The 23378-nt window shown below is 65.8% G+C and carries 21 protein-coding genes and 1 pseudogene; 14 read left to right on the plus strand and 8 right to left on the minus strand.

All coding sequences use genetic code 11. The features are described 5' to 3' along the window. Nucleotides 1–135 precede the first annotated feature (135 nt). Both ABLI39_RS16555 and ABLI39_RS16560 read left to right on the plus strand, forming a co-directional pair. Nucleotides 136–1356: a pyridoxal phosphate-dependent aminotransferase gene (locus ABLI39_RS16555; RefSeq protein ID WP_349414652.1), complete on the plus strand. Its 1221-nt coding sequence runs from the start codon at nucleotides 136–138 to the stop codon at nucleotides 1354–1356. 69 nt (nucleotides 1357–1425) lie between these two features. Further along, on the plus strand, nucleotides 1426–2280 hold the full coding sequence (locus tag ABLI39_RS16560) for a polyphosphate kinase 2 family protein (RefSeq protein ID WP_349414653.1): 855 nt from the start codon (nucleotides 1426–1428) through the stop codon (nucleotides 2278–2280). A 12-nt stretch (nucleotides 2281–2292) separates the two neighbouring features. Here ABLI39_RS16560 and ABLI39_RS16565 read toward each other — a convergent pair whose 3' ends face one another. Further along, on the minus strand, nucleotides 2293–2529 hold the full coding sequence (locus tag ABLI39_RS16565) for an exodeoxyribonuclease VII small subunit (protein ID WP_349414654.1): 237 nt from the start codon (nucleotides 2527–2529) through the stop codon (nucleotides 2293–2295). Between the two features lie 83 nt (nucleotides 2530–2612). Beyond that, nucleotides 2613–3899, minus strand: coding sequence for an exodeoxyribonuclease VII large subunit (xseA, locus tag ABLI39_RS16570; RefSeq protein ID WP_349414655.1), 1287 nt, complete (start codon nucleotides 3897–3899; stop codon nucleotides 2613–2615). Nucleotides 3900–4106: 207 nt separating this feature from the next. Between xseA and ABLI39_RS16575 the strand changes: the two genes are divergently transcribed. Beyond that, nucleotides 4107–4964, plus strand: a complete 858-nt coding sequence (locus ABLI39_RS16575) for a hypothetical protein (protein ID WP_349414656.1) — start codon at nucleotides 4107–4109, stop codon at nucleotides 4962–4964. Nucleotides 4965–4986: 22 nt separating this feature from the next. Further along, nucleotides 4987–6078, plus strand: a complete 1092-nt coding sequence (locus tag ABLI39_RS16580; protein ID WP_349414657.1) for a 4-hydroxy-3-methylbut-2-enyl diphosphate reductase — start codon at nucleotides 4987–4989, stop codon at nucleotides 6076–6078. On the opposite strand, the gene ABLI39_RS16585 is transcribed toward ABLI39_RS16580, so the two are convergent. Further along, entirely contained in the window at nucleotides 6075–7349 is a 1275-nt protein-coding gene (locus ABLI39_RS16585; protein ID WP_349414658.1) for a DNA recombination protein RmuC, read from the minus strand. The genes ABLI39_RS16580 and ABLI39_RS16585 overlap by 4 nt on opposite strands. A gap of 129 nt (nucleotides 7350–7478) precedes the next feature. Here ABLI39_RS16585 and ychF point away from each other — a divergent pair, with 129 nt between their 5' ends. Beyond that, nucleotides 7479–8564 (plus strand): redox-regulated ATPase YchF, encoded by a 1086-nt coding sequence (ychF, locus tag ABLI39_RS16590; RefSeq protein ID WP_349414659.1) that lies wholly within the window; start codon nucleotides 7479–7481, stop codon nucleotides 8562–8564. Nucleotides 8565–9167: 603 nt separating this feature from the next. Here ychF and ABLI39_RS16595 read toward each other — a convergent pair. After that, nucleotides 9168–9449: a metallothionein gene (locus tag ABLI39_RS16595; protein WP_349414660.1), complete on the minus strand. Its 282-nt coding sequence runs from the start codon at nucleotides 9447–9449 to the stop codon at nucleotides 9168–9170. Between the two features lie 456 nt (nucleotides 9450–9905). Between ABLI39_RS16595 and ABLI39_RS16600 the strand changes: the two genes are divergently transcribed. The 3 genes from ABLI39_RS16600 to ABLI39_RS16610 all read left to right on the plus strand — a co-directional run bounded on the left by ABLI39_RS16600 (nucleotide 9906) and on the right by ABLI39_RS16610 (nucleotide 13432). After that, entirely contained in the window at nucleotides 9906–10835 is a 930-nt protein-coding gene (locus tag ABLI39_RS16600) for a response regulator (protein WP_349414684.1), read from the plus strand. Nucleotides 10836–11452: 617 nt separating this feature from the next. Beyond that, nucleotides 11453–12775: a nicotinate phosphoribosyltransferase gene (locus tag ABLI39_RS16605; RefSeq protein WP_349414661.1), complete on the plus strand. Its 1323-nt coding sequence runs from the start codon at nucleotides 11453–11455 to the stop codon at nucleotides 12773–12775. A gap of 492 nt (nucleotides 12776–13267) precedes the next feature. Continuing rightward, nucleotides 13268–13432: a hypothetical protein gene (locus ABLI39_RS16610; protein ID WP_349414662.1), complete on the plus strand. Its 165-nt coding sequence runs from the start codon at nucleotides 13268–13270 to the stop codon at nucleotides 13430–13432. Between the two features lie 589 nt (nucleotides 13433–14021). Here ABLI39_RS16610 and ABLI39_RS16615 read toward each other — a convergent pair. Beyond that, the gene (locus ABLI39_RS16615) at nucleotides 14022–14492 is read right to left on the minus strand and encodes an Hsp20/alpha crystallin family protein (protein WP_349414663.1); all 471 of its coding nucleotides are present in this window, start codon (nucleotides 14490–14492) and stop codon (nucleotides 14022–14024) included. A 351-nt stretch (nucleotides 14493–14843) separates the two neighbouring features. Between ABLI39_RS16615 and ABLI39_RS16620 the strand changes: the two genes are divergently transcribed. Further along, nucleotides 14844–15149, plus strand: coding sequence for a YegP family protein (locus tag ABLI39_RS16620; protein WP_349414664.1), 306 nt, complete (start codon nucleotides 14844–14846; stop codon nucleotides 15147–15149). A 688-nt stretch (nucleotides 15150–15837) separates the two neighbouring features. Then, nucleotides 15838–16446 carry a hypothetical protein gene (locus tag ABLI39_RS16625; RefSeq protein WP_349414665.1) on the plus strand — a complete coding sequence of 203 codons (609 nt, stop codon included), beginning with the start codon at nucleotides 15838–15840 and terminating at the stop codon, nucleotides 16444–16446. A 335-nt stretch (nucleotides 16447–16781) separates the two neighbouring features. Here ABLI39_RS16625 and ABLI39_RS16630 read toward each other — a convergent pair whose 3' ends face one another. Then, nucleotides 16782–17363: a ferritin gene (locus ABLI39_RS16630; RefSeq protein WP_349414666.1), complete on the minus strand. Its 582-nt coding sequence runs from the start codon at nucleotides 17361–17363 to the stop codon at nucleotides 16782–16784. Nucleotides 17364–17717: 354 nt separating this feature from the next. Beyond that, nucleotides 17718–18578 carry an ABC transporter substrate-binding protein gene (locus tag ABLI39_RS16635; protein ID WP_349414667.1) on the minus strand — a complete coding sequence of 287 codons (861 nt, stop codon included), beginning with the start codon at nucleotides 18576–18578 and terminating at the stop codon, nucleotides 17718–17720. A gap of 319 nt (nucleotides 18579–18897) precedes the next feature. On the opposite strand from ABLI39_RS16635, the gene ABLI39_RS16640 reads away from it, so the two are divergent. Genes ABLI39_RS16640 through ABLI39_RS16655 form a run of 4 tightly spaced genes read left to right on the plus strand, consistent with a single transcriptional unit; the run spans nucleotide 18898 to nucleotide 22908 of the window. Continuing rightward, nucleotides 18898–19911 carry a FecCD family ABC transporter permease gene (locus ABLI39_RS16640; protein ID WP_349414668.1) on the plus strand — a complete coding sequence of 338 codons (1014 nt, stop codon included), beginning with the start codon at nucleotides 18898–18900 and terminating at the stop codon, nucleotides 19909–19911. After that, on the plus strand, nucleotides 19908–21002 hold the full coding sequence (locus ABLI39_RS16645) for a FecCD family ABC transporter permease (protein WP_349414669.1): 1095 nt from the start codon (nucleotides 19908–19910) through the stop codon (nucleotides 21000–21002). The genes ABLI39_RS16640 and ABLI39_RS16645 overlap by 4 nt, the downstream gene beginning before the upstream one ends. Then, a complete protein-coding gene (locus ABLI39_RS16650; RefSeq protein ID WP_349414670.1) occupies nucleotides 20999–21889 on the plus strand; it encodes an ABC transporter ATP-binding protein in 891 nt (296 codons plus the stop codon). The genes ABLI39_RS16645 and ABLI39_RS16650 overlap by 4 nt, the downstream gene beginning before the upstream one ends. After that, a complete protein-coding gene (locus tag ABLI39_RS16655) occupies nucleotides 21886–22908 on the plus strand; it encodes a siderophore-interacting protein (RefSeq protein ID WP_349414671.1) in 1023 nt (340 codons plus the stop codon). The genes ABLI39_RS16650 and ABLI39_RS16655 overlap by 4 nt, the downstream gene beginning before the upstream one ends. 57 nt (nucleotides 22909–22965) lie before the next feature. Here ABLI39_RS16655 and ABLI39_RS17460 read toward each other — a convergent pair. After that, nucleotides 22966–23361, minus strand: a pseudogene (locus ABLI39_RS17460) (oxidoreductase dimerization domain-containing protein); the annotation flags it as partial. Nucleotides 23362–23378 lie beyond the last annotated feature (17 nt).

Raw genomic sequence — 23378 nt, forward strand, 5'->3', positions numbered from 1 at the left:
CGGACCCGGATCGCCCGGTCCGGCAGCCGCCGTCGTGTTGTCCCCATCCCGCCGGAGGGACGGCCGTATGACGCGGGCTTCCGCTGTGAGACAAGTCTCAACGGAAGTACATCCGCCATATGGCATATTTGATGAATGGCAGAATTCAAGCAGTCCACCAAGCTTCATAATGTCCTCTACGACATCCGTGGACCGATTCTTCAGGCCGCCCAGCAGATGGAGGCAGAGGGCCACCGCATCCTCAAACTGAACATCGGAAACCCGGCCCCGTTCGGGTTCGAAGCGCCGGACGCGATCCTGGTGGACATGATCCGCCACCTGCCGCACGCCCAGGGCTACAGCGACTCCCGCGGCATCTTCTCGGCCCGCACCGCCGTCTCGCAGTACTACCAGACGCGCGGGATCCAGAACATCCACGTCGACGACATCTACCTCGGCAACGGCGTCAGCGAGCTCATCACCATGTCGCTGATGGCCCTGCTGGACGACGGCGACGAGGTCCTTATCCCCACCCCGGACTACCCGCTCTGGACGGCCTCCGTGGCCCTGGCCGGCGGGAAGCCCGTGCACTACCTCTGCGACGAGGAATCCGGCTGGCAGCCCGACCTCGAGGATCTCGAAGCGAAGATTACGCCGCGCACCAAGGGCATCGTGGTGATCAACCCCAACAATCCCACCGGTGCCGTCTACCCCGTGGAAACGCTCAAGAAGATCGTGGCGCTGGCCGAAAAGCACGGCCTGGTCCTGTTCGCCGACGAGATCTACGAGAAGATCCTGTACGAGGACGCCGTGCACGTGAACATGGCCAGCCTCACCGGCGACGCCGTGCTCTGCCTGACCTTCAGCGGGTTGTCCAAGGCCTACCGGGTCTGCGGCTACCGGGCCGGCTGGATGGCCATCTCCGGTCCCAAGAAGGAAGCCGCCGACTACCTCGAGGGCATCAACCTGCTGGCCAATATGCGGCTGTGCGCCAACGTGCCCGCACAGCACGCCATCCAGACGGCCCTGGGCGGTTACCAGAGCATCAACGACCTGATCCTGCCGGGCGGCCGGCTGCTGGAGCAGCGGAACAAGGCCTACGACATGCTGAACGCGATCCCGGGCGTCAGCACCCAGCAGGCCCGGGGCGCGATGTACCTGTTCCCGAAGCTGGACCCCGAGGTCTACCACATCCGCGATGACGAGAAGTTTGTCCTGGACCTGCTGCGCCAGCAGAAGATCCTGGTCTCCCACGGCCGCGCCTTCAACTGGGTCCGGCCGGACCACTTCCGCATGGTGACCCTGCCGAACGTCAAGGATCTGGAAGAAGCGATCAACCGCATGGCGGACTTCCTTAGCCGGTACCAGGGCAACTAGGATTCGGGGCAGCAGCGCTGCGGGACGGACGTCCGGCGGGCAGGCTGCCCGAACCGGAAAGAGGCTTTGATGGCAGATGTCGTGAACTTCGACCAACACCCGGCTGACACCCTGAAGGCAGGGAAGAAGTTCAAGCTTGGCGACGTCGATCCCGGCTCCACGCCGGGCTACGCCGGCGACAAGGCCGAAGGTGAGAAGCTGCTCAGCGAACTCGACGGCAAGCTCACCAACCTCCAGGAGCAGCTCTTCGCGGAGTCCAGGATCGGCGGGAAAAAGCGCGTGCTGCTGGTCCTGCAGGCCATGGACACCGCCGGCAAGGGCGGGATCGTCAACCACGTGATGGGCCAGATGAACCCGCAGGGCGTGCAGTTGAAGTCGTTCAAGGCGCCCACCCCCGAGGAGCAGTCCTACGACTTCCTCTGGCGGATCGAAAAGGAAGTTCCCGCGGCCGGCATGGTGGGGGTCTTTGACCGCTCCCACTACGAGGACGTGCTGATCCACCGGGTGCACCGCTGGGCGGACGCCGAGGAACTCGAGCGCCGCTACCGGGCGATCAATGAGTTCGAGGCCCGGCAAACGGCCGCCGGAACGAAAATCGTCAAGGTCATGCTGCACATCAGCCGCGACGAGCAGCAGGAACGCCTGCTGGCCCGGCTCGAGGATCCCGCGAAACGGTGGAAGTACAGCGGGAACGACCTCAAGGAACGGGCCTTCTGGGAGGACTACATGGACGCCTACCAGGCCGCGTTTGAGCAGACCAGCTCGGAGCTTGCGCCCTGGCATGTGGTTCCGGCGAACAAGAAGTGGTTCGCCCGGATTGCCGTCCAGCAGCTGCTCCTCGACGCACTCGAAGGGCTGGCGCTTGAGTGGCCCGTCCCGGAACTCGACGTCGAGATGGAGCAGGAGCTGGTGCGGCGCTCCTAACCGGCGCTCCGCTCAGTTTTCCTGGGCGGCCTGGTCCCGGGCTGCGGCGAGCCGCTTGCGGGCACCCTCGAGCCACTGCTCGCAGCGCTTGGCGAGGGCTTCCCCGCGCTCCCAGAGGGCGAGGGATTCCTCGAGGCTGGCGCCGCCGGCCTCCAGCTTGCCGACCACACCCACAAGCTGTTCGCGGGCTTCTTCGTAGCTCAGGGCGTCAAGGTCGGCGTCCGGGGTTGCTGCGTTCTCTGTTGCCATGTGGTGCTCCTTTTCTGGTTCCCGCGTGGGCCCGTGCGGGCCGGACGGGGGACGTCGGGGTTTGTCTGGATTGCCGGGGCCGGTCAGTCTTCGGCGGGCTGCTGGCCGCCCGTGGACTGGGCCGTGAACCTGCCGCCGGCCACCCGCACGACCAACGCCGTGCCCGCCGGTGCCTGGTCGGGGTGCCGTACCACCTCGTGCCGGGTTCCCGGTGTGGTGGTGCCGTCGTCGAGCTGGACGACGGCATAGCCCCGGTCGAGCGTCTTTTGCGGCGAGAGGGCGCGGATCTGGGCCTTGAGGTGGACCAGCTGGTCGGCCGCCCGCACGACGGCGGTGTTGATCGCCGCGTGCGCCCGGCCCTTGAGCCGTTCGACGTCGTCGTGCCGGGCGGTGACCATGCCCTCCGGGGCCGCCAGCACCGGGCGGGAGCGAAGCGACGCGAGCCGGTCCGTTTCCCGCTCCACCAGGCGGGTGACGCCGCGGCGCAGCTGGTCGCGGGTCTGCCGGACCCGGGCCAGTTCCTCCGTCACGTCGGGCACGATCCGCTTCGCGGCATCGGTGGGCGTCGAGGCGCGCAGGTCCGCGACGTCGTCGAGGATGGGCCGGTCCGCTTCGTGGCCGATCGCGCTGACCACCGGCGTGGCCGCGTCCGCCACGGCCCGGATGAGTTCCTCGCTGCTGAAGGGGAGCAGGTCCTCCAGGGCGCCGCCGCCCCGGGCGATGACAATGACGTCGACTACGGGAAGGGCATCCAGTTCCTGCAGGGCCGCGATGACCTGGGCCACGGCGGTATTGCCCTGCACGGCCACTTCACGGATTTCGAATTCGACGGCGGGCCAGCGGAGCGCCGCGTTGCGGAGGACGTCCTTCTTGGCATCGGAGTCGCGGCCGGTAATCAGGCCGATCCGGTGGGGGAGCAGGGGCAGGCGCTTCTTGCGGGAGTCGGCGAAGAGCCCCTCCGCCGCGAGGGCCTGGCGCAGCCGTTCAATCCGGGCCAGCAGATCGCCGAGACCCACCGGCCGGATGTCCTTGACGGACATGTTCAGCCGGCCCGTCTTCAGCCAGAACTCGGCCTTGATCAGGGCCACCACGCGGGAGCCGCGCTCCAGAGGCGTGGCCTGGCGGTCCAGGACATTGGTCCAGACCGACGCGGGGAGGGAGATCTCCGCATCAATGTCGCGCAGCGTGAGGTAGGCGTTGGTGCCGCGCCGGTTGAGCTCGATGACCTGGCCTTCGACCCAGGCCGAGGGCGCCCGGTCGATGTACCCCTTGAGCTTCTGCGAGAGCAGCTGCAGGGGCCACGGGTTGTCCGGGCTGGTGCCTGCTGCGGTGGCCGGCAGGGTGGTCGCCGCGGCGGTCTCCTCAGACATGCCGGTGACCGCCGGCGGCGTGTGCCTGGTGCAGTTGCTGGTCCGGGTGCTCGTGCATGTGGTGCGGGGTCCTTTGATGGAGGCGGGATCTGCGTCAACTCTATCCATAGCTGTACCAGCAGGGCCGGACGTTTTAGCCACCGCTTTCCGGTTCGCCGAAACGCCCCCGTAGGATGGCACTACTCCCAACCCCTCCAGGAGATTTTCGTGCGCACTTTTGTCTCGGCCATCGCCGTGCTGATCGGCCTTGCCATGGCCGCCGTCGCCGTCCCGGCCATGTGGGTGGACCGCAACCTCGTCCAGGAGGACGGGTTCGTGGCGCTCACCGCACCGCTCGGCAAGGACCCGGCCTTCCAGAAGCGGCTGGCCACCGCCGCCGTGAGCGGCATCGGCTTCGGGGACCAGTTTCCGGACGCCCTCGCCAATGTTGTGAAGCCGATTCTGGAGGACGCCGCGCAGTCGATGACGTCCATGCCCGGATACTCCGACGCCTGGGCCGAGACGCTGCGCCGGAGCCACCGGCTCAGCTTCGCCGATCCGCGCACCCTGCCGCCGGACGTCGACGGCGCCACCTCCCTGACCCTGGACGTCGCCCCGCTGGTGGGGCTGGTGGTCAAGCGGGTTTCGGAGTCCTCGCCCGTACCGTTGAAAGCGCCGGAGACGGTGCGGATCGGCATCGGCCAGTCGAACCAGCGCCAGCTGATCGAACGGGTTTCCGCCTACGCGCCGATGGGCTCGGCCGTGGCCGTGGGCTCGGCCATCGCGTTCATTCTGGCGTTCGTCGCCGCGCGGCGGAAGTGGACGGTCCTGGCCGGAACCGGCCTGGGCGCCCTCGTCCTGGCCGCGGTGTGGAAGGTCGGCGCGGACGTTGCAGGCCAGGCGGTCCTGGGGACCCGCAGCGGCAACGATGTGGCCGAGACTTTCAAAAGCGAGTTCGTGGCCGCCTCCCTGGCAGGCTTCGGACAATGGATTGTCGTGGCACTCGTGGCGGGGGCGTTCCTGCTGGTCGCCGGGATCGTGCTCCGGGTAGCCGGGCACCGCCGGGCCCCAAACACCGGGCAATAACGAACACCGGTAGCATTGGGGCATGACCTCCACCGCTGTATCCATCCCGATGCCCTCCGTTCCGCGCCGTCGGCGATCGCCGGAGGAAGTGCTGGCGGCAGCCCCCGTGACCGGGGCGAAGAAGGTGCTCCTGGCGGCACCGCGCGGTTACTGTGCCGGCGTCGACCGTGCCGTGATTGCCGTGGAAAAGGCGCTGGAGCACTACGGCCCGCCCGTCTACGTCCGCAAGCAGATCGTCCACAACGTCCACGTGGTGAGCTCACTCGAGGAAAAGGGCGCGATCTTCGTGGACGAGACCGATGAGGTTCCGGAAGGGGCCCTGGTGATCTTCTCGGCCCACGGCGTCTCGCCGGCGGTCGTGCAGTCCGCCGAGGACCGCGGCCTGCGGACCATCGATGCCACCTGCCCGCTGGTGACCAAGGTGCACAAAGAAGCTGTCCGCTTTGCCAAGGACGACTTCGACATCCTGCTGATCGGCCACGACGGCCACGAGGAAGTCGAAGGGACCGCCGGCGAGGCGCCCGAGCACATCCAGATCATCAACGGCCCGCACGAGGTGGACAAGGTGACGGTCCGCGACCCGGAAAAGGTCATCTGGCTCTCGCAGACCACCCTCAGCGTGGACGAAACCATGGAAACCGTGCGCCTGCTCAAGGAGCGGTTCCCCACCCTGCAGGACCCGCCCAGCGATGACATCTGCTACGCGACCACGAACCGCCAGGTGGCCATCAAGAAGATCTCGCCCCAGGCTGACCTCGTGATTGTGGTTGGCTCGGCCAACTCCTCGAACTCCGTGCGCCTCGTGGAAGTTGCCCTGGAATACGGGGCCAAGGCCTCCTACCGGGTGGATTTCGCCAACGAGGTGGACGAATCCTGGTTTGAGGGCGTCGCCACCGTCGGCGTCACTTCGGGCGCCTCCGTGCCCGAGGTGCTGGTGAAGGACGTGCTCCGGCTCCTGGCCGACTACGGCTACGGCACCGTCGAGGAAGTCGTCACGGCCGAGGAAGACCTGCTGTTCTCGCTGCCGAAGGAACTCCGCGCCACCCTGAAGCAGGCCGGGGATGTCTCCCGCGCCCTGGGCGGCCGCGGAGCACGCCCCGCCGAAAGGCCCTAGGCGGCCGACTCTTCCGACTCCCCGTCACCTTCATCGCCGGCAAGTTCGACGCCGGCGTTCCCGGCGGTGATGCCCTGCTGCAGTTCGGGCGCGGCCACTGCGCGCGGCGTGGCCTCGACCGTGACCGGCGTCGCGAGGCTCGCCACGTCAAGGGCGTTGAGCTTGCGCGCGGTGGGGAGCACCCGGGCCTCCAGCGTGCCGACCAGGGAGTTGTAGCGGTCCACCGAGGTCTTCAGCGATGAGCCCAGCTTGGAGACGTTGTCGCCCAGGGTTCCCATCCGCTCGTAGAGCTGCTGGGCCAGTTCGAAGAGCTCTCGGGCGCTGTCCGTCAGCACGTCCTGCCGCCAGGTGAACGCCACCGACTTGAGGACCGCCAGCAGCGTCCCGGGCGAGGCAAGCACGACGTTCCTGGACAGGGCGTAGTCCAGCAGGGCCGGATCCGCTGTCAGTGCGGCCGCGAGGATCGACTCGGCGGGCAGGAAGCAGACCACCAGTTCCGGGGCGTTGCCGGGAATGTCCCAGTACTTCTTGTTGCTCAGCGCATCAACGTGGGCTTTCAGCGCCTTCGCGTGGGTGGCCAGCAGCGCCTGCTGGCCGTTCAGCGAAACCGACCCGGGGGCGCGGCCGCCGGCGGGGGAGCCCAGCTCCTGTGCCTCGAGGTACGCCGTCAGCGGCACTTTGGCATCCACCACGAGCTGCTTGTCGCCGGGGAGCTGCACCACGAGGTCGGGCCGGACGGTGGTGTCGGAGCCGGAACTGTGCAGCTGCTCGTGGAAGTCGACGTGCCGCAGCATGCCTGCGGCCTCCACCACACGGCGCAGCTGGACTTCGCCCCACTGGCCTCGCGCGCTGTTGGACCGCAGCGCCGATTCGAGCGCGTGCGTTGACCGCAGCAGCTGCTCGTCCGAGAGCCTGGCTTCCTGCAGCTGCTGGGCCAGCTGGCCGTACTGTTCCAGCCGGTCCCGCTCCAGCAGCGAGACCTGTTGCTGGACCGCGGTGAGTTTTTCGGCCACGGGGGCCAGCGCGCGCAGCACGCTGCCATCCTGGGTCCGGGCGTCGCCCAGCTCCCGGTTCTGTGCCGCGAGCAGGCGGCGTTCGGCGTCGGCGGCGGCGAACTGGGCACTGACCTCGGCCAGGCGCGCGGAAACGCCGTCGAAGTCCTCTTCGAGGGCCGAACTCCGGCGGCGTGAGACCACAAAGGTGAAGGCGGCACCGGCCACGGCGCCGATCAGCAGCATCAGCAGGGCAAGAATAAGTGCGAAAGCGTCCATGTCTTCACTCTGGCACGCGGCTCTGACAGTTTTGCCGGTGGCGCACCGGACGGGCGCCTCGGAGCGCCGACGGCGGACCGGGCCCGCCGCCGCAGGGGCCAGGGCCGTTTACCGGTAGAATCAATACTCGTGGCTCTTACTATTGGCATCGTCGGACTGCCCAACGTCGGCAAATCAACTCTTTTCAACGCACTGACCCGCAACCAGGTGCTCGCGGCGAACTACCCGTTCGCCACGATCGAGCCGAACGTCGGCGTCGTGAACCTGCCCGATCCGCGGCTCGCCAAGTTGGCCGAGATCTTCGGCTCGCAGCGGCTGCTGCCCGCTCCGGTGTCCTTCGTGGACATCGCCGGGATTGTCAAGGGTGCTTCGGAGGGCGAGGGCCTGGGCAACAAGTTCCTCGCCAACATCCGTGAGGCCCAGGCCATCGCGCAGGTCATCCGCGTGTTCGACGACCCCGACGTCATCCACGTCGACGGCAAGGTGGATCCCCGTTCGGATATGGAGATCATCAACACCGAGCTGATCCTGGCTGACCTGCAGACCATCGAGAACGCCATTCCCCGGATCGAAAAAGAAGTGAAGATCAAGAAGCGGGAAGCGGCGGAGCTGGCTGCCATCAAGGCCGCGCAGGTTGTGCTGGAGCGCGGCGACACCATCTTCTCCTCGGTCAAGAGCGACAAGCTGGAGATGGAGCACCTCAAGGAGCTCGGCCTCCTGACTGCCAAACCCGTGATCTACGTCTTCAATGCGGACGAGGGAATCCTGGGCAGCCCGGAGAAGCAGGAAGAACTGCGCGCCATGGTGGCCCCGGCGGACGCGATCTTCCTTGACGCCAAGCTCGAGTCGGACCTTGTTGATCTGGACGAGGACGAGGCGCGCGAAATGCTGGAGATGAACGGCCAGGACGAGTCCGGCCTCGACCAGCTGGCCCGGGTCGGGTTCCACACGCTGGGGCTGCAGACCTACCTGACCGCTGGCCCCAAGGAAACCCGGGCCTGGACCATCCACCAGGGCGACACCGCGCCCCAGGCCGCAGGCGTGATCCACTCCGACTTCCAGCGCGGCTTCATCAAGGCCGAGGTGGTCTCCTTCGACGACCTGATCGAGGCCGGTTCCATGGCCGAGGCAAAGGCCCGCGGCAAGGTCCGGATCGAAGGCAAGGAATACGTTATGGCCGACGGCGACGTGGTTGAATTTAGATTTAATGTATAGATTCTTCGCCTGAATCAGTAGAAATGCCGCCTTCCGTGAAAACGTACGAGGGCGGCATTTCTTGTAACCGGGATCGATAGCTTTCGCGAAGGCCACCCTGGCAAACAAGGGTCGAGGAACAGCCCAAGTGAACTCGGGCCGTCCGAGCCGTCTCTTAGGGAGATCGCGACGGTACGCGCACGTTCTTAGCGACCCGGGGGTCCGCCAAACCGAATCCTGCTGTGGTCATCTGACCCAACGACACCGTTCGGTAGGAAGACCGCGGAAGCTTGGAGATTTGGCTCTTGCGTCACCGAAAAACTAGGCGTATCACTGTTAGTACGTTCTTCGAAAGAAGGACGGGAACGAACAATAGGGGAACCCTTGAACGCACGGTGGATCTGATCCATCGTGGTCTGCCGGTGACGAGGCAGGAAGCGCCAGGATTCCCGCAAGTTCGGGAGATGATGTTCGTCATAACGGAATCAAAACAGTCGAAGCCCCTTCAGCGTTGCTGGTGGGGCTTCCACTATGAATGCCAGGCGACTCGGTCTTCTCCGCCCTTGCGGCGTGGGTCTCTGCCTAGCAGGGAACTCACTCCCCGGCGGTTGAGAAATGGCGGAGTTAGTCGGGGGAGGATGTTTTTGGTGCCTGAACGGCGAGGCCGGAAGCTTGCGCCTTGGCGGGCTTGTGCGGGTTTCCGGCTTCTTTGGCGCAGTGGAGGCAGCAGTACACGCCTGATTCGCTGTTGACCGGATGCCCGATGATCCGGCAGCCGCAGTGTTCACACGCCGGCGCCATCATGTGGATGGCGCATTCAAAGCTGTCGAAAGTTCCAGCCTGGTTACCCATGGAGATGGTGAAGGTTCTTCCGTCGGTACTGCCGCAAACATCGCATGCTCCCATGATCCGTCTCCTCTTTCGCGCAGGGTCTACGTCCAGTTGATCGCTTGTATGAACTCCTGGACAGGGGCTAAGGTCCTTGCACGACGCGACGCCCCCTCGCCCGATCCTGTGCGGTAATGTGCGAGAGCACGTTGGCTTCTGCGCCGGGGGAGCGCGCTCAAGCGGGCGGCCGCCGATCCCGTTTCGGTTCCGAGGTAGCTGCTGAGATTGGCGTCCGCGGTCGTGTTGTACCCCGGAGTTCGCTGGCCCGCTTGGTTCCGGGGCGTTAGGCACTGTTGCGCTGCGCTTGTGGGGTCTAGTGTGAGATCACTCCCGGTCGTGGGCCGCGTGAACGCGGGCCCAGCCGGAGAGCTTGATGGTCTTGGGTGTGGTTCATGCGGTCTCATGGTGAGGCTGGGGTCCAGCGATTCACTAACAGCGCCTGCGAGTCAAAGGCGACAGATCGGAACAGCAATGATGGCTGACCCGAAACCCCGTGGGCCCGACGCCGCTAAAGGCGGGGGAGTGTATGTGCTGGACGACCACGAAGTTGTGCGGCGGGGATTGCGCCAAGTGATTGAGTCGGCTGGTTTGGTCGTGGCAGGGGAGTCAGGGTCGGCGCGTGAAGCGTCCCGGCGGATTCCTGCCCTGCGGCCGGTGATGGCGGTTCTTGACGATGATCTTCCGGACGGGTCCGGTGTGGACGTGTGCCGGGCCGTGGCCCTGGCGGACCATTCTATTCGCTGTGTTCTGATGACAGGCGAGGACGACGAATCGGTGCTCATTGATTCTGTTCTGGCCGGTGCGTGGGGTTGCTTGTCCAAGCAGGATGACAGCGGCGAGCAGCTCAGGTTAATCCGTCGGGTACTAACCGGTCAGACAGCCTACAGCAGTCGGTTCCTTCCGGGGCTTGCAGGCCGGGCATCGGGGCAGAGGGGTGATGATGGTCCGGAGGAGCTGCTCCTGCGGCTGTCCAACCGGGAAACATCTGTCGCCCTAGCCCTCGCTAGGGGATTGAGTAACCGCCAGATTGGCCGGGAGTTGTTTCTTGCGGAAAAGACCGTGAAAAATATGGTTTCGTCAATACTGGACAAGCTCGGCATGGCACGCAGGACGGAGGTTGCTGTGTTGGTCACCGGGGCGCTAAACCGCCCCGAGGTATCCGCCGGTGCCGGCTACCGGTCCTGCCGGTCCCCGGACCTGGTCGCCGAAGTCACCGCTGCCCTTGCGGACTGCACCAGCGACGGCCGATCCGGTCCGTGGACGGATGCCGGGCTTGTCGCCGCCGCGGCCCGGCTAGCCAACGCCCTTGACGCGACCCGGATGGAGTCGACGGGGCACAGTTCGGTGATGAACCGGCACAGCGGATCGAGGCCTGGATCCGGAGGGGTTTTGCCAACCCGCTAGGCCGAATTTGTGCGCCCGGGCATGGAAGCGCCCCAATGTTATTTGGGGGGAAACATCGGGGCGCTAGGTGCTAATCATATTTCCTGTCATTTTGCAAGTCAAATCATTATTACTGGGGTGGTGCTCCGGTGCGGCCCGCATCATTTGGGGGCGGGCCGCACCGGTTTTCGTACCTCGGCTGTCCGCCGGAGTTCGTGGTCCGGGGAAGGGAGCGGCCCGTGCAGCCCCGATCCAGAGTGCCCGCGGCCCCAGGGTGATGGGTCTTAGGGCCCTAACCGATGGGTGCGGCGGGGGTGAGTCTGAAGAGACCACGGCGGTGCGTCTCAGTGTTGAGGCGGTTGAAGCCGGGGCAGGTGGCCCGGGCGCGGCGTTGGAGCCGCCCGGGCCGCCGAAACATTCCCAAGCCCTTACGAAGATTCCTGTTGTTTGCGCTGGAAACCTCAGCAGGGCCAGAAAGTCCGCGGCTTCCGCGGGAGCAGTGAGGGACCCGCGCGGCCGCGGAAGCCGGTGCCTGCGGACTCCGGCGCCTGCGGCCCCGACGGCTGCAGCGTCCAGGCTCGCCCAAACGCTGGCCCGGGCGTCCTCCTTTTCCGGACCGCCCCGTCCTAGAGTGAATCATGGACACTTCGGCCGGACCGGACGGATCCCGGACCTCCTTGTTTACTGATCACTATGAGCTGACCATGTTCCAAGCGGCACTCCACTCGGGGGCCGCGCACCGCCGGTCCGTCTTCCAGGCCTTTGCCCGCGGACTCCCGGCCGGGCGCCGTTACGGGATCGTGGCCGGCACCGGCCGGCTCCTTGAAGGCATCGCGGACTTCCGCTTTAACCAGGACGACCTCGATTTTCTGGCCGGCACCGGGGTGGTTAACCAGGAGACGCTGGAACAGCTGTCCGCCTTCCGGTTCTCCGGGGACATCTGGGGCTACCCGGAGGGCGAGGCCTACTTTCCGCACTCCCCGGTCCTGATCGTGGAATCGACCTTCGCCGAGGCCTGCGTTCTGGAGACCTACGTCCTATCGGTGCTGAACCACGACAGCGCCATTGCCTCGGCCGCATCCCGGATGACCAGTGCCGCTGGCGGCAGGCCCTGCATTGAGATGGGTTCCCGTCGCACGCATGAGGAAGCGGCCGCGGCGGCCGCCCGCGCGGCCGTGATAGCGGGCTTTTCCGGCACGTCCAACCTGGCAGCCGGCCGGCGTTATGGCCTCCGGACCGTCGGCACCGCGGCCCACTCCTTCACGCTGGTCCACGACTCCGAGCGCGACGCCTTCGCCGCGCAACTTGCCTCGCTGGGGGCAAGCACGACACTGCTCGTGGACACATACGACGTCGAAGCGGCTGTCCGCACCGCCGTCGACCTCGCCGGAGACAAGCTCGGGGCCATCCGGCTGGACTCTGGAGACCTCGTGGCCCAAGCACGCTGGGTACGCGAACTTCTGGACAGCCTTGGCAATGTACACACCAAGATTGTGGTGACCTCGGACCTGGACGAGTTCTCCGTCGCTGCGCTCCGGGCAGCGCCGGCCGATTCCTACGGGATCGGAACGTCGCTGGTGACAGGTTCCGGGGCGCCCACCGCCGGCATGGTTTACAAGCTGGTGAGCCGGGCTGATGACTCTGGCGCCCTCCTTGCCGTAGCGAAGACCTCGAAGGACAAGATCAACGTAGGCGGCCGCAAGTTCGCAATGCGCCGCCTGGATGACCGCGGCACGGCCACTCATGAGGTCCTCGGCGTGGAGCATCCGCCAGCGGACAGCAAGAACGGCCGACCTCTCCTGCAGCAGTTCATGATGGACGGCGAACTCCTGCCCGGCTGGACCGGGCCGGACGCGGTGAGGCGGGCGCGGGAGCGGCACACGGCCTCCATGGCGGAGCTGCCCCGGGTCGTAGACCGGCTGCAGCCCGGCGAATCGGCAATCCCGACCATCTACGAGTGAAGCGCTCGACGTACCGAACGGGATGGCGGAACACTATTTCCCGGAGGCTGATATCAGTGAGCCCGTCCAGCTCATCCATGGCGTTATTTCCTCAAGCACCACCCTGGGTAATGGGGCTTGTGCCGACTCGGAGGCCGAGGAACGGATCTCCCGGACCGTGCGGTTTATCTAGCTGGGCGCGGGTGCCAGCTTCGACGACGTCGGCCGGTTCCGGGGGTGAACGGTGGGCCTTAGACGCCGCGGGCGTAGGGCCCCCGCCCCGGACGTCCCGGTCTGAACGCGTCGAGCTCCCCACCCCCGGGACAGGCGACAGGTGCCGGATCCACACGCACCGCGAGGTGCTGCCGCGCCGGAGTCGGGCAGTTGATGCCCGCAACCGGAGCCAGTCACACGACAGGCGCGCGACCGTGCTGGGCGTTGGTTTTGCGCGGGACTTTGTCCTCTAGGTGGTGTCCGGGACCAGGCGTGAACGGGGAAGTGCGGGTGTGATGGGTGCAGCCTGTCCTTGCCCTCGGGCTTGTCGTCTCGCCCGTGATGGGTTCTCACGCCGGTGCCGCGGAGATCTCATGGGTGGCAGGGGCCGTCGCGCCGATCGTGACAGCCGCCGCCATCAAGCCCAGCACCGAAGACCACCACCCCACCTGTATCTCACTCTAGGAAGGCGCCCCTAGCTGTTGGGGCCCGCGATGACAGGGCGGCGCTCCTTGCTGAGCCCGCCGGCGGCCCGCGGGCCCCGAACAGTTAACGCGGTGAAAAGGCAACCGGGCGGCCGAATCTTCGTCAGACGCGAACCCCTGACGCTTCTGCAGGCGGCCTGTGCAGGTCTGTTTCGGGTGTATCGTCTGTTCCGGCCCCGGTCTATGAATCAAATGGCGGCCGGGTTCAGGTCAGTCCCCTTAGTGAGTTGCGTCGGGCCCACTGTCGGGGCGATGGCGCGTGGGCCTGGGTTGCACGGCATCATAGAGCCGTTCGGTTCCGTGTTCGGCGAAGGCGCTGTGGGCCCGGGTACGGATGAACTGCATATCGTCCTCGCTGAGCCAGGCCTGTCCGTGCGCGTCCTGGGGGACGGCCTTTTCGCTTTCCCGGCACATGCCGGCAGTGACTGTGCGGGGCACAACAACGGCGCCGGTGTGGTCCATGAACCACTGCCGGGTGCCAGGAGCCAACAGCGTCCACAGGGACCTCATGTCCACACCGGCCCCACTCCCGTCGCCGGCGGAACCGGCCGGTTCCGGGGTATTCATCGCTATCCGCGGGTGATGGGAAGTTTTTTGGGCGCTTCGGTGCCGGTTGCTGGTTCCGGCAGAGGGGTCCTGACTTCCAAAACACCATCCGTGTAGGAGGCCTTGATGTCTTCCTCTTTGACGCCTTCGGGAAGCATCACGCTGCGGCTGAAGGACCCATAGCGGAATTCGGACCGATAGCTGCCCTTATCCTGGTGTTCTTCCTTCTCCTGACGTTCGGCGCGGATGTTCAGGTACCCGTCCGAGATGGTAATTTCGACGTCCTTGTCCGGATCGACGCCCGGCATCTCGGCGCGCACCACCAAGGTCTTGCCGTCGACGAATTCCTCGACGCGGATCGGGGCCGACCCCTCCGTGCTTTCAAACACGCGGTCCAAGGAGTCCATGACCTCCCAAGGGGACCTCAACATCGTGCGAAACGGCGACGCCCACCGGGTTGTCGCGAACGGTGACCACTTGAGCAGATCAGACATGACAGTAACTCCAAACCGGGGCAGGGAAGAGCCCGAACGGGGCTCTGATGTCTTGCCAGTTGACACCCGCACCGGTCGCGGCGACAGGGCACAAAGTCCCTCCGAGGGGGAATCCGGCTGGCCCGGTGTGCACGAGAAGGGAAACCATGAACGGGGGGTTTCGTCCCTGACAATGGCGGCCGACCGCCACCATGCTGGGAAGGGCTGCGGAAGAAACCTGCGCAGGACGATGCACACGACCAACTCCCGGGCCCGCGCGGATTTCGGTACGGGCCACCCGGTCACCGCCAGGCCAGGCAACGACGCAACACAACAGACCAAGGGCAAGGATGCCCGAGAGGACTGAACAACATGGCAGGAACCTTCGAACTGTTCACCGATCGCCAGTCGCACGTCCGCTTCCGGCTCCTGGCACCAGACGGAACCGTGCTGGCCCACTCACGGGTATTCGGGGACAAGGATGCAGCGGCAGCAGCCATCACCGACGTGCGCGAATGCGCCGGAACCGGTCTGATCCAGGACCACTGCGCGACCGCGCACTGCGCGCATCCGAGTCAGCCTGAGGTTGCCGAAACACTTATTCCGTGGCAACCGGACCGGTCGATTTTTGTGGTTATTCCGTTACGGAACGTGGTTGAATTTAGATTTAATGTATAAATTCTTTGCCTGAATCAGTGGAACTGCTGCCCTACGCGAAAACGTATGAGGAGGGCATTTCTTGTAACACGATTAATGCCCGTATCGTCGGTATGAATGCTGAAGACCCTCGGCCCGAGTCTGGGTGCAAAGGACATTTAGGGCTATTTCCCTTGGATACTCAATGACCTGCGACTCCGCCGCGAGGGCGATGCAGGTCTTACCCTGGCCGGAAACGTCCCGCAATGGTTCCTATTTTGCTGTCGGAGAGGGGCTGGGGTTCGAAGGAAGCCCGAAATTTTCGGGATACAGCTCTTTGTATATTTCGGTTTGGTCTCCTGCGATGCAGACGCTTTCCCTCTCCAGGCCGGAGCCTTTGATGTTTGCGAAGAAGGACAAAAGGTGCCCGGTGGTGACCAATGGGCCTGGGTCGGCAGGGACAATAGTCGCGACCACCACGTGAACCCGATGTCACCCGAGTTCGGTTCCCACGCTTTCGGCACTGATACCGGCGGTGACTCCGGGAGGTTGGTCACGGACCATCCCACGCTCATGACCGACGACGGCAGACAGGCCGGATACTTGGACAGGAGAACAGAATCGCTAAGGAACACGGCCTGGGCAATCGAGGGAGAAACGGAGAAGATCACGCCGTATGTTCCCTTGGGGCCGACTGATCTACAGAAAGCCTTACTGGAAGGAATGTCAAATGCCGGCAGCTAAGGCACGTATGAGGACCCTCACGGCCGTGACTGCCGTGCTCATGATGGGAATGACGATGGCCGCATGTGCTGAGAAGGAGCCAAACACGACCGTGTCGGAGAAGACGATGCCGGAGAAGACAATCAGTGCCAGAGAAGGGCGGGACCGAACGGTCGAACTCGTCATCAATACCACCAAACAGCTTGACGTCACCGGGTGGTGGCCTCGCAACGGCGTAGCTTGGGCTCAAGAGTGCTCCCACGGAAGGGGTGATGCGGGCGCCAGTTATAGCTACGACCGCTGGGCGCACCAAGGAACCGACCATATTGAAGACGCCAAACGCGTCGCCGAGTACTGGAAGTCCCTCGGCATGGCCGTACGCACCGTAAATCCGACAACACACCCGACCGTCTTTGCAGAGGGCGGTCCCGTTCTCCGGGCTGAATTCGATACTGATGCAGCTGACAAGTCGTACAGTGTTGGCGCTACGGCGCCCTGCTCACCGGGTGACGCGATGGCCCTAAACGACGAGGACGAAGCCGCGCGAAAGCAAGGCAAGGTACTCCCCGGAGACGAAGGCCTCGTCGTTCGAGAAGCCCCCCCCAAAATGACTTAACGATGCAAGGGAAAGCGCGACGGAGCAGTCTTTTAGCGCCGCAATGTCAAATGGTGGGGCTCACCGTCTAGGGGTGCTGGTAAAGACTTGGCGCCCCGACCGGCAGAGGCTGACCCGAGAAGGATCGACCACGAAACCAGGGTCCACGGTTTGCCAAACGTTGCTCGGCTACGGAACGTGGTGGAATTTAGATTAATGTTTAATTGAGTTCCGCTTCAACGTCTTTGCAGTCCGCGAACTCACATGAGTCGCGCACCGTTGGGCTGGAACTCGACGAGGCGATCGCTTTCCCCACATTGGGCGTCGGCCTGGTATCGGAAGGCAGGGGAGGTGTATCAGAGTGAGCCTCCGGCGGCTTCGGGTGCGCCGGAATCTCCATCACCTTGACCGCCAGCGTGGTGCCCGCCGCCGTGGCGCCCGCGGTGCTCTCCATGGCCGCCGACCTGCTCACGCGCCAGGAAGTTCTCGATGTCGAAGAGGTTGTCCGCGCGCCTGGCAATGTTGAGCAGCGTCGCCATCGAGGAGACCTCCTCGACTTGTTCCTTGAGGAACCAGAGCATGAACTGCTCGCCCAGGGCATCGTTTTCCGAGCGAGCCACAGCGAAGAGTTCCTTGATGTTCTCGGTGACTTCCTGTTCTTGTGCGAGGGCGAGGGCCAGTGGTTCCTCAACCGTGTTGAAGTCGTTGCGGACAGGCTCCACCCCGGGAATGGAGATCTTCAGTCCGCGGTCGAGGATGTACCGGACCATCATCATGGCGTGGTTCCGTTCTTCCAGCGATTGACGGTAGAAGTGCTTGGCCAGCTGGGGCAGGTCCTGCCCGTGGAACCAGACGGCAACAGCGATGTACTGCTGGGAGGCGGCGAACTCGCTGCCGACCTGGCGGGCCAGCAGTTCATTGAACTTAGACGTGGGCATGCGGACTCCTCGGATCTTATTAGGGCTTCGGACTGCGGCGCCAGGTTGGGCGCCCGACTTGGGACGCCTGAAATGAGACTCCTCGCCAGGCGCCCCGCGGTCAAGACCACGTTCTTTGCCACGGAATAGCTCCCGGAATTTCATGAAGCATTTCGACGTCTGCCCGCGGGCAGCCGCTTCCCGGTTGGTGGTTGTCAACCTCCCTGATCGGAAATCGGGAAGGGAATTATGCGGGACAAGGGTCAACGATGGGTTCTTGACGTCCCTCGCATAACAAGCAAGCGCCTCCGGTCTCTGGATTTCCCATGGACCGCAGCCGCTTGCCTGTTGGGTATTGAATGACAGGAGGGCGGATCAGGCCTTCGGCAGTTGCGGGTCCACGCCGTACTTCTCGGCGAGCTTGGTGAGGACCGCGTGCGCGCCCTGGAGGCTCACGGACGCAGCGAAGACGGTGTCGTCAACGTTGAGGACGTCGCCCTTGAGCGTGGCCCACAGCGGGTTGGCCATGAACTTTTCCTTCTGCGCGCGGGACTTTTCGCCCTCTGCCGTTTCCTGGCCGAACGCGGACGTTACGATGAGGCCTGCCTCGGCGGCCGGGAGCTGCTCTTGCGACAGCGGTACGAAGATCTTCTCTTTCGAGTCCGGCTGCCCGGCGGGGCGCGGAATGCCCGCGTCGGTCATGATCTCGCCGAGGAAGGACGTGCTGGAGTAGAGGCGGGCTGTGTCCTCGCCATTGAAGCGGACGTAGGAGTAGGTCAGACCCGGTTTTTTGGCGAGGATGGCGCCACCGACCTTCTTGGCTCGGTCCTTGTAGGCCTGGATGATCTGCTCGGCTTTGTCCTTCTTGCCGAGCGCGTCCCCCAGCATCACGATGTTCTGCTTCCACGTCGGTCCGGTTGAGACGGACATGATCGTGGGGGCGATCTTCGCTAGCTGGGGGTAGAGGGCTTCATGGCGGACCTTCGCGGAGACGATCAGATCCGGCTGCGCCGCGAGGATTTTGTCGAGGCTCGGCTCGGCGAGGGAGCCGACGTTCGCGGCATCCTTGGTCTGGGCCTTGACGTCCCCGAGGTAAGACGGGAATTCGGCGTCACCCTTGCGGTAGATCACATACCCTGCGACGTCGGCGCCGAGCGCCAGTGCCGCGTCCGTGTAGCTGGGGTCAAGCGTCACGATGCGCTTCGGCGCGGTCTTGATTTCCGTGTTCCCGAACACGTGCTGGATGGTCTTGGGGAACTGCGCTTCAACCGTGCTCGTCTCAGAGGCTGCCGATGGGGCGGCGGCTGTCTGGCCACCACAAGCGGTGATCGCAAGGAGGCTGGCGGTTGCCGCAACGGTAACCGCTGCGCGAGTGAATCGGAAACGTGTCATGAAATTCCTTCAGGCAAACTACGAGGGTGTGGGACATTTTGGCAGGGTGGTAAGGCAAGCCTTGCCTTACTGCCGTAGACTGTACCGGGCGCGTTGGAAATACGCATAATTTGTCTGCCCTAATTAAATTAATCGAGGATTTGTGTCTCTAAACCTGTCTGCCTTGCGAGCCCCACGGGCCGGCAACGTCCCCACGGCCGGGTTCGTCCTGGGCCTTCTTACGGTCGCGGGCTCTCTGGCGCTGAGCCTCGTTTTCGGCGGGCGTCCCACAAGTTTCGAAGAGCTGGTTCATGCCATTTTCGTCCCCGACGGTTCGGTGTCCGACATTGCCATCCGTGAGCTCCGGTGGCCGCGCACGCTGAATGCCCTCGCCGTCGGCGCGTGCGTAGGGGTGGCTGGTTGCCTGGCACAGGGCCAGACGCGCAATCCCATCGCGGACCCCGGCCTGCTCGGCATCTATCCGGGGGCGGCCCTCGCGATCGTCGCCGGATCCCTGCTCCCCGGCGCCGCCGGAGCGGGCACCTACGCCCAGGCCGGGCTTGCCTTCGCCGGCGCCGTCATTGCGTGTGCACTTGTGGTCACGGTCGGCTCGGCAACCCGCCACGGTGCAACTCCGCTCACCCTCGTGCTCGCGGGCGCCGCCGTCTCGGCTCTTGCCGGAGGCGTTGTCTCGCTCATCGTCCTCAGCAGTGACGCGGCGCTGGACACACTTCGTTTCTGGCAGCTGGGATCGGTGGCAGCCCGCGGTGCCCTGCTTCCGCAGCTCGTGCCGCTCATCATCGTTGGTCTCGTCCTCGCAGCGGCCAACATCGGCCCGCTAAACGCTCTCGCTCTCGGCGACGAGACCGCCCGCTCGCTCGGCGTCTCGGTGGCCCGCGCACGCATCCTGGGTCTCGCGGCACTCGCCGTCCTCGCGGCGGCTTCCGTAACCCTCGCGGGCCCGCTCGCGTTCGCGGGCCTCCTCGTCCCGCACGCGGTCCGCGGCCTCGTCGGTGCGGACTACCGCTGGCAGATCCCCGGGAGCGCACTGTTCGGGGCCTCGCTCCTGCTCCTCACTGACACCGCCGGCCGGGTCATCGCACGCCCGGGCGAACTGCCGGTCGGCGTCGTCCTCGCCGTCGTCGGGGCACCGTTCTTCATCTATCTCGCCCGCCGCCGCCGGCTGGTGACCCTGTGATCGGGGCCCCGGGTGTCCTCACTCCCGGGTCCCGCGTGGTCCGCGTGCGGACGGCGTCCCTCGTGCTCCTGCCGCGCATCGCATGGCTCAGTCTCGCGGCACTGGTGCTCCTGCTCGCAGCTGTTGCGGGTCACCTCATGTTTGCCGGAAGGCCCGTCCAGCTGTCGCAGGTGCTCACCGCTCTCATGGACGATCCCGCGCTGCCGCAGGCCGTCAGGCTGACCGTGCTTGAATTCCGGCTCCCGCGCACCATCGCGGGCGCCGTTGCCGGGGCATGCCTCGCCGTCGCGGGCGGCCTCACCCAAACGGTCGCGCGCAACCCGCTTGCCACGCCCGAGGTCCTAGGGGTGACCGCCGGCGCGTCGACCGGCGCGGTCGCGGTCCTCGTGCTGGCCGGGGCGGGGCACGGCGGGGCCGGCGGCTTGGCCGCCGCCGTCGGTATGCCCCTCGCCGCCGCAGCGGGAGCCCTCAGCACTGGAACCGCGGTGTTCCTACTCACCTACCGGCGCGCCCAGCAGGGCTTCGACAGCATGCGCCTCGTGCTCGTCGGCCTCGGTGCCGCAGGCCTTGCGTCCAGCACCACCACATGGCTCCTCACTCTGGGGGACGTAACAAACGCCTCCCAGGCCATCACCTGGATGATGGGCTCGCTCAACGGCAAGGACTGGGGGGCCGTAGTGCCCGCACTCCTCGCATCGGTACCTCTCATCGCAGTGGCCGGGGCATGCGGCCGTTGGCTCCTTCTCAGCGCGTTCGACGACGACACCGCCCGCAGCCTCGGCCTCCCCCTTGGACGGAGCCGGCCGTTGCTCCTGGTGCTTGCCGTTCTCCTTGCGGCCGTCGGAACCGTACTCGCCGGGCCCGTTGCCTTCGTCGCCCTCCTGTGCCCGCTCGCGGCGCGCTTCGCCGGGCGGACCGTCGTACCCCCGCTTGGGCTCACCGCATTGCTCGGCGCCGCCTTCGTGGTTCTGAGTGACCTCGTGGCGGGTTTCCTCCTGCCGCACGCCCTTCCCGTCGGAGTCTTCACGACCGTGCTCGGCGCCCCTGTCCTTATAGCCCTTGTGTTCCGCAGCCAGAGGAGAACCCCATGAGTACCGCGCCCGGACCCAAAGCAGCGGACAACGACGACTCCGCGCACCTCTGCGCGCATGGCCTCAGCCTGGGATTCGACGGCCGGACGGTCATACCCGAGCTCGATGTCGCGTTCGCCCGCGGCACGGTGACATCGATCATCGGGCCCAACGGCTGCGGAAAATCGACGCTCCTGCGCGGCCTCGGACGGCTCCTGCGCCCCCAGGCGGGGCGTGTGGCGCTCGACGGCGACGACCTCACGACGATGTCGCCGCGAGCCATAGCGCGGCGGATGAGCATCCTCCCACAGACACCACACGCGCCAAGCGGACTCACCGTGGGCGAACTCGTTGCACGCGGCCGCCATCCGAGGCAGCGCTGGTACCAACAGTTCTCCCGCACTGATGAAGGCGCGATTGTCGACGCGCTAGCGGCCACGGACATCGCCGAGCTCGCGGCGACTCCTCTGGAGGACCTCTCGGGCGGGCAGCGCCAGCGGGCATGGATCTCGATGATCCTCGCCCAGGAGACTGAGCTCATGCTCCTCGATGAGCCAACCACGTACCTCGACCTCGCCCACCAGGTCGACGTCCTCGAGCTCGTGCGCCGGCTCAACCAAGACACGGGCCGCACAGTCGTCATGGTGCTTCACGACATCTCCCTCGCGGCGCGGTACTCGGACGTGATCATCGCGATGCGGGATGGCCGGATCGTTGCCGAGGGGCCGCCGTCGGATGTCGTGACGCCGGAGCTCCTCTGGGATGTCTTCGGCCTCCGGGCCGATGTCATCCGTGAACCCTCGGCCGGCCGTCCGCACGTGGTTCCGCTCGGCGCGGGCCGCGTCGAGAGCACCGCAGAGCACGGCGCCGTTGCCCTGGGGGCCGGCATGGGCGGGGCCACGGCATGAGCGGCTCGGTCAACGCCGGGGTGGACCGCCCGGCCGCGCAGTCCGTCAGGCCGTTCCCGCTGTCGGTGACAGCGATCCGCGATGTGAGTCCACGCCTGCGCCGCGTCACGATCGGGGGCACGAGCCTGCTCGGCTTTGCCACCGACCACGGCGCCACCTGGGACTTACGGATCAAGATTGTGATCCCTTCGCCTGGGCGGTCCCTTCCGCGGGCCAAAACCTTTGAATGCAGCAGCTCCGAGGAATCCGGACGCACATGGCGGCAGGCATGGCTGCGCCTGCCCGAAGCCGAGCGCGGTGACCTGCGCAGCTACACCGTGCGGGAGGCCCGCCTCGACGAGGCGTACCCGGAAATCGACGTCGACTTCGTCCTGCACCCTGACGGGCCCCAAGGCCCCGCGGCGCGCTGGGCCAGGGGTCTCAGGATCGGCGACCGCGCGCTCGTCATCGGTCCAAGCATCACAGCCGGACGGTGCACCGGAATCGAATTCGCGCCGGGCCTGGCACGGCACGTGCTCTTGGCCGGAGACGAGACCGCGCTGCCCGCGATCGCGGGAATCCTGCGCGACCTCCCCGCCGGGCTCATTGCAGAGGCCATCATCGAGGTCCCCGACGCCGGCATGATCCAGGACCTCCCGACGCGCGCGATCTCCGAAGTGACGTGGCTTGAGCGAGGCGGGCAGGCCCACGGTGCGCTGCTTGCAGATGCGGTGCGCCGCGCAGTCCCGGCCCCACTTTGCACGCCCGGCCCCGCCGTCGTCGACCATGTTGTCGCCGCGGAGGAGCCGCTGGACGTCGGTCCCGAGCGCGTGCTCGTGTGGGACACGCCCCAGTACCGGCGGCTATTCGGTCAGGGGGCGAAGCGCCCAGAGCGCGGCAACACACCGTTCTACGCCTGGATCGCCGGAGAGTCGGCCCTGGTGACGAGCCTGCGGCGCTACCTGGTCCGTGAATGCGGGATTGACCGCGAACACGTCGCCTTCATGGGGTACTGGAAGCAGGGCACACCGCAGCGTTGATGTTGTTTGTCATCGTTTTCCCTTCGGCGGGGTGGTTGTGAGGCTGACGGGTAGCGGTCAGGTGGCGCAACAGGAGAGTTTGGAGATGTCGGTGGTGAAGGACTGTGCGGCGATCTTGATCCCCTCGGCCATGGTCAGGTACGGGGACCAGAGGTTCGCCACCTGGTCCACTGTCATTGAGGCTTCCAGAATGTAGACGCCGGCGGCGGCGAGGTCTCCTGCTTCCTTGCCCACGGCGGTGATTCCCACAATCCGCCCGGTGGAGGCGTCGGCGACGATTTTGATAAATCCACGGGTGTCCCTGTTCACCAGGGCCCGGGGCACGTATTCCAGGGGCAGGACCCGGCACTCGCACCGGATGTCCGCCGCGTTGGCTTCCTTATCGGTCATCCCGACCGCGGCCAGCGCGGGGCTGGTGAAGGTGACCCGGGGCAGGTGTCGGTNCCGGCACTCGCACCGGATGTCCGCCG

Origin of the sequence: Pseudarthrobacter sp. B907 (assembly GCF_040137805.1) — a bacterium.
Taxonomy (GTDB): Bacteria; Actinomycetota; Actinomycetes; order Actinomycetales; family Micrococcaceae; genus Arthrobacter.